4 protein-coding genes are annotated in these 4115 nt (G+C 76.3%); all 4 read left to right on the top strand.

The window, feature by feature from the left end; genetic code table 11:
* Window positions 1–985, top strand: a 985-nt coding sequence (locus HCN56_RS24100; RefSeq protein ID WP_245246963.1) for a segregation and condensation protein A, incomplete at its 5' end; no start/stop codon positions are given.
* Entirely contained in the window at window positions 982–1719 is a 738-nt protein-coding gene (gene scpB, locus HCN56_RS24095) for an SMC-Scp complex subunit ScpB (protein WP_167974542.1), read from the top strand. The genes HCN56_RS24100 and scpB, both read left to right, overlap by 4 nt.
* A 12-nt stretch (window positions 1720–1731) precedes the next feature.
* Entirely contained in the window at window positions 1732–2832 is a 1101-nt protein-coding gene (locus HCN56_RS24090) for a pseudouridine synthase (protein WP_167974540.1), read from the top strand.
* Window positions 2833–2977: 145 nt separating this feature from the next.
* Window positions 2978–4063: a prephenate dehydrogenase gene (locus HCN56_RS24085; RefSeq protein ID WP_167974539.1), complete on the top strand. Its 1086-nt coding sequence runs from the start codon at window positions 2978–2980 to the stop codon at window positions 4061–4063.
* Window positions 4064–4115: the final 52 nt, after the last annotated feature.

Genomic DNA, 4115 nt, shown 5'->3' with positions numbered 1-4115 from the left:
CGCGGGCGAGCCCTCCGACCCCGCCGCTCCGCCGGCCGGCACCCCCGCCCCGACCGCCCCCGCGAGGGCCGCGGACACCCCACCGGAGACCGGCCCGACGGGCACCGCCCCCGAGGTGGCCGCCGCGGACGGCGCCGAGCCGCCCGGCCGGCCGGGCGGTGGCCGCTTCACGGTCGTCCTCGACAACTTCGAGGGCCCGTTCGACCTGCTGCTGCAGCTCATCTCGCGCCACACCATGGACGTCACCGAGGTCGCCCTCTCCCGGGTGACCGACGAGTTCATGGCCCACATCCGGGCGATGGGGCCCGACTGGGACCTCGACCAGACCACCGAGTTCCTCGTCGTCGCGGCCACCCTGCTGGACCTGAAGGCGGCCCGTCTGCTGCCCACCGCCGAGGTCGAGGACGAGGCGGACCTCGCGCTGCTGGAGGCCCGCGACCTGCTCTTCGCGCGGCTCCTCCAGTACCGGGCCTACAAGGAGATCGCCTCGATCTTCGCCGACCGCCTCGACGCGGAGGACCACCGCCACCCCCGCACCGTCGGGCTGGAGCCGCACCACGCGGCCCTGCTGCCGGACGTCGTGCTCTCCGTCGGACCGGAGGGACTGGCGCGCATCGCCGCCCGGGCGCTCGCGCCCCGCCCCGAGCCGCGGGTGTACGTCGACCACATCCACGCCCCGCTGGTCAGCGTGCGGGAGCAGGCGGAGCTGGTGGTCGACCGACTGCGTGCCCTCGGTCGTGCGAGCTTCGCGGAGCTCACGGCCGACGCCCCCGACACCCTGACCGTCGTTGCGCGCTTCCTCGCCCTGCTGGAGCTCTACCGGGAGCGCGCGGTCGCCCTGGAGCAGCCGGAGGCCCTGGGCGACCTCACCGTCCACTGGAGCGGCGGCGCCGACGCGCGCCCGGCCGTCACCGACGAGTTCGACACCCCGCCCGCCGTGCCCGGCGACCGGTCCGGGCGCCGGGCGGCACAGGAGCAGCGATGACCACCAGCGAGCCCACCGCCCCCCAACCCGCGCCGGCCGCCCCGGCGCAGCCGGCGACCGCGGGCGGGGTGATCCCCGACACCCCGGCCGATCCGCCCCCGCCCGCCGCCGACGGGCCGGCCGCGCCACCGGAGCACGCCCCCGCGGCGCGGCTGCCGCTGCGGCCCGCCCTGGAGGCGGTCCTGATGGTCGTCGACGAACCGGTCCGCGAGGAGCACCTGGCGCGCGTCCTGGACCGGCCGCGGCAGGAGGTCGCCGAGGCGCTGCAGGCGCTGGCACGCGAGTACGAGGCCGAGCAGCGCGGGTTCGACCTGCGGTTCGTCGCCGAGGGCTGGCGGTTCTACACCCGCGCCGCCTACGCGGAGGCTGTCGAGAGCTTCGTCCTGGACGGCCGGACGGCCCGGCTGACGCAGGCGGCGCTGGAGACGCTGGCGGTGGTCGCCTACCGGCAGCCCGTCAGCCGCTCCCGCGTCTCCGCGGTGCGCGGGGTCAACTGCGACGGCGTCATGCGCACGCTGCTGCAGCGGGGTCTCGTGGAGGAGGCGGGCGCCGAACCCGAGACAGGTGCGATCCTGTACGGGACGACGCACTACTTCCTGGAGCGGCTCGGCCTGCGTGGCCTCGACGAGCTGCCCGAGCTCGCGCCCTTCCTCCCCGAGGCGGAGGCGGTGGAGCCCGACAGCCAGGAGGCGGTGCCGACGTTCGACGTAGACAGCGCCGACCCACCGACCTAAGACGAGACTTTGATGCGAAGCAGCGGCAGGAACAGCAACCGGAACGACCGGGGCGCGGGCAGCGGCCGGGGACGGGAGAGCGCCGGCCGTCCCCGCCCGGAGGAGCGCCGCTACCCGGAGTCCGGCGGGAAGCGGCAGGGCGGCACCGGTGGCGGCGGAGGCGGCCGCTCCGGTGGCGGCGCGGGCTCCGGCGGCGCCGGCGGTGGCAAGCCGGGCAGCCGCGGCGGCTCCCCGGCGGCCGGTGGCCGCTCGGGCGCCAAGCGCCCGGTGCGCTCCGCGCCCGGACGCCCCCGCGAGCTGGACGCGAAGATCGAGGAGCGCAACCGCGAGCGCCACAGCCGGGACACCCCCCGGACCTCGAAGACCTTCGGCGAGCCCGACGGCGTGCGGCTGCAGAAGGTGCTGGCCCAGGCGGGCATGGGCTCCCGCCGCGCCTGCGAGGAGCTGATCGACCAGCGCCGGGTGGAGGTCAACGGCGAGATCGTCACCGAGCAGGGCCTTCGGGTCGAGCCCGACCGCGACGAGATCCGGGTGGACGGTTTGACCGTCACCACCCAGAAGGACCTCTTCTTCGCCCTGAACAAGCCGGTCGGCGTGGTCTCCGCCATGGAGGACCCCGACGGCCGCCCCTGCCTGGGCGACTACGTCCAGAACCGCGAGAGCCGGCTCTTCCACGTCGGGCGCCTCGACGCCGAGACCGAGGGGCTGATCCTCCTCACCAACCACGGGGAGCTGGCGCACCGCCTCACCCACCCCCGCTACGGCGTCAGCAAGACCTACGTCGCCGCCATCGAGGTCAGCCAGAGCTCCGGGCGGCTCCCGCGCGACCTCGGCAAGCAGCTGAAGGACGGCGTGCAGCTGGAGGACGGCTACGCGCGGGCGGACAGCTTCCGCGTCGTGGAGAACGTCGGCCGCAACTACCTGGTGGAGATCACCCTCCACGAGGGCCGGAAGCACATCGTGCGGCGGATGCTGGACGAGGTCGGCTTCCCCGTCAGCAAGCTGGTCCGTACCGGGTTCGGCTCCGTCACCCTGGGCGACCAGAAGTCCGGCTGGCTGCGCCGGATGACCAACACCGAGGTCGGGCGGCTCATGCGCGAGGTCGACCTCTGACCGACCGCCGCCCGACGGCCCCGCCCCGCCGCCGCGCGGGGTGGGCCGGGAGTCGGCGCCCGGCCCGTCGCTCCGTGCCGCCCGCCCCGGCCCGCGGCGCGGAACGGCGGCGTCCGGTGACCCGCGGCCCGGCTACCCTGGCCCGATGCGGACCGCCCTCGTCATCGGCACCGGCCTGATCGGTACCTCCATCGCCCTCGCGCTGACCTCCCGGGGGGTGCGGGTCCACCTCCAGGACCACGACCCCGAGCAGGCCATGACCGCCGCCGCCCTCGGTGCCGGCGACACGGCCCCGGCCGAGGGGCCCGTCGACCTCGCCGTCGTCGCGGTACCCCCCGCGCACATCGCCGCCACCCTGGTCGCGGCCGACGCACGGGGCGCCGCCGGCGCCTACCTCGACGTGGGGAGCGTCAAGGGCGGACCGCGCCGGGAGCTCGCCGCGGCCGGGTTCGACCTCGCGCGGTACGTCGGCACCCACCCCATGTCCGGCCGGGAGCGCTCCGGTCCGCTTGCCGCCACCGCCGACCTCTTCGAGGGGCGGGCGTGGGCGCTCACGCCCACGCCGGAGACCGACACCGAGGTGCTCAACCTGGCCCTCGAACTGGTGGCGCTCTGCCGCGCCGTGCCCGTGGTGATGGACGCCGACGCCCACGACCGCGCGGTGGCCCTGGTCTCCCACACCCCGCAGCTGCTCTCCAGCCTGGTCGCCGCCCGTCTCACCGCCGCCGAGGAGAGCGCGGTGCGCCTCTGCGGCCAGGGCATCCGGGACGTCACCCGCATCGCGGCTTCCGACCCCGCGATGTGGATCGACATCCTGTCCGCCAACCCGGGGCCCGTTGCCGACATCCTCGCCGAGGTCGCCGAGGACCTGGACACCACCGTCCGCGCGCTGCGGGCCCTGGCGTCGGCCGACGCCGAGGAGCACGCCGGCGGGGCGGCGGACGTCGCCTCGCTGCTGCGGCGCGGCAACGCCGGCCGGCAGCGTGTGCCGGGGAAGCACGGCGCGGCGCCGGCGGCCTACGAGACGGTCGCGGTGCTGATCACCGACCGGCCCGGCGAGCTGGCCCGGATCTTCGCCGACGCGGGGGTCGCCGGGGTGAACGTGGAAGATGTCCGGATCGAGCACGCCAACGGGCAGCAGGCCGGCCTCGTCCAGCTCATGGTCGACCCCGGCGCCGCGCCCGTGCTGAGCGCCGCGCTCCGCGAGCGCGGCTGGTCGATCAGGACGTGACCGGCGGACGGCGGGCCCACGGGCGCCGGGGTGCGCCGCCGGCGGGCCCGCC

The sequence above is a fragment of the Streptomyces lonarensis genome (assembly GCF_012033735.1).
In the GTDB taxonomy this organism is placed as follows: domain Bacteria; phylum Actinomycetota; class Actinomycetes; order Streptomycetales; family Streptomycetaceae; genus Streptomyces; species Streptomyces lonarensis.
This window is presented reverse-complemented; position numbering and strand designations above follow the sequence as displayed.

Excerpts from the sequence above, each read along its gene's own strand:
- scpB (WP_167974542.1), top strand. The coding sequence starts at position 982 with ATGACCACCAGCGAGCCCACCGCCCCCCAACCCGCGCCGGCCGCCCCG.
- HCN56_RS24090 (WP_167974540.1), top strand. The coding sequence starts at position 1,732 with ATGCGAAGCAGCGGCAGGAACAGCAACCGGAACGACCGGGGCGCGGGC.
- HCN56_RS24085 (WP_167974539.1), top strand. The coding sequence starts at position 2,978 with ATGCGGACCGCCCTCGTCATCGGCACCGGCCTGATCGGTACCTCCATC.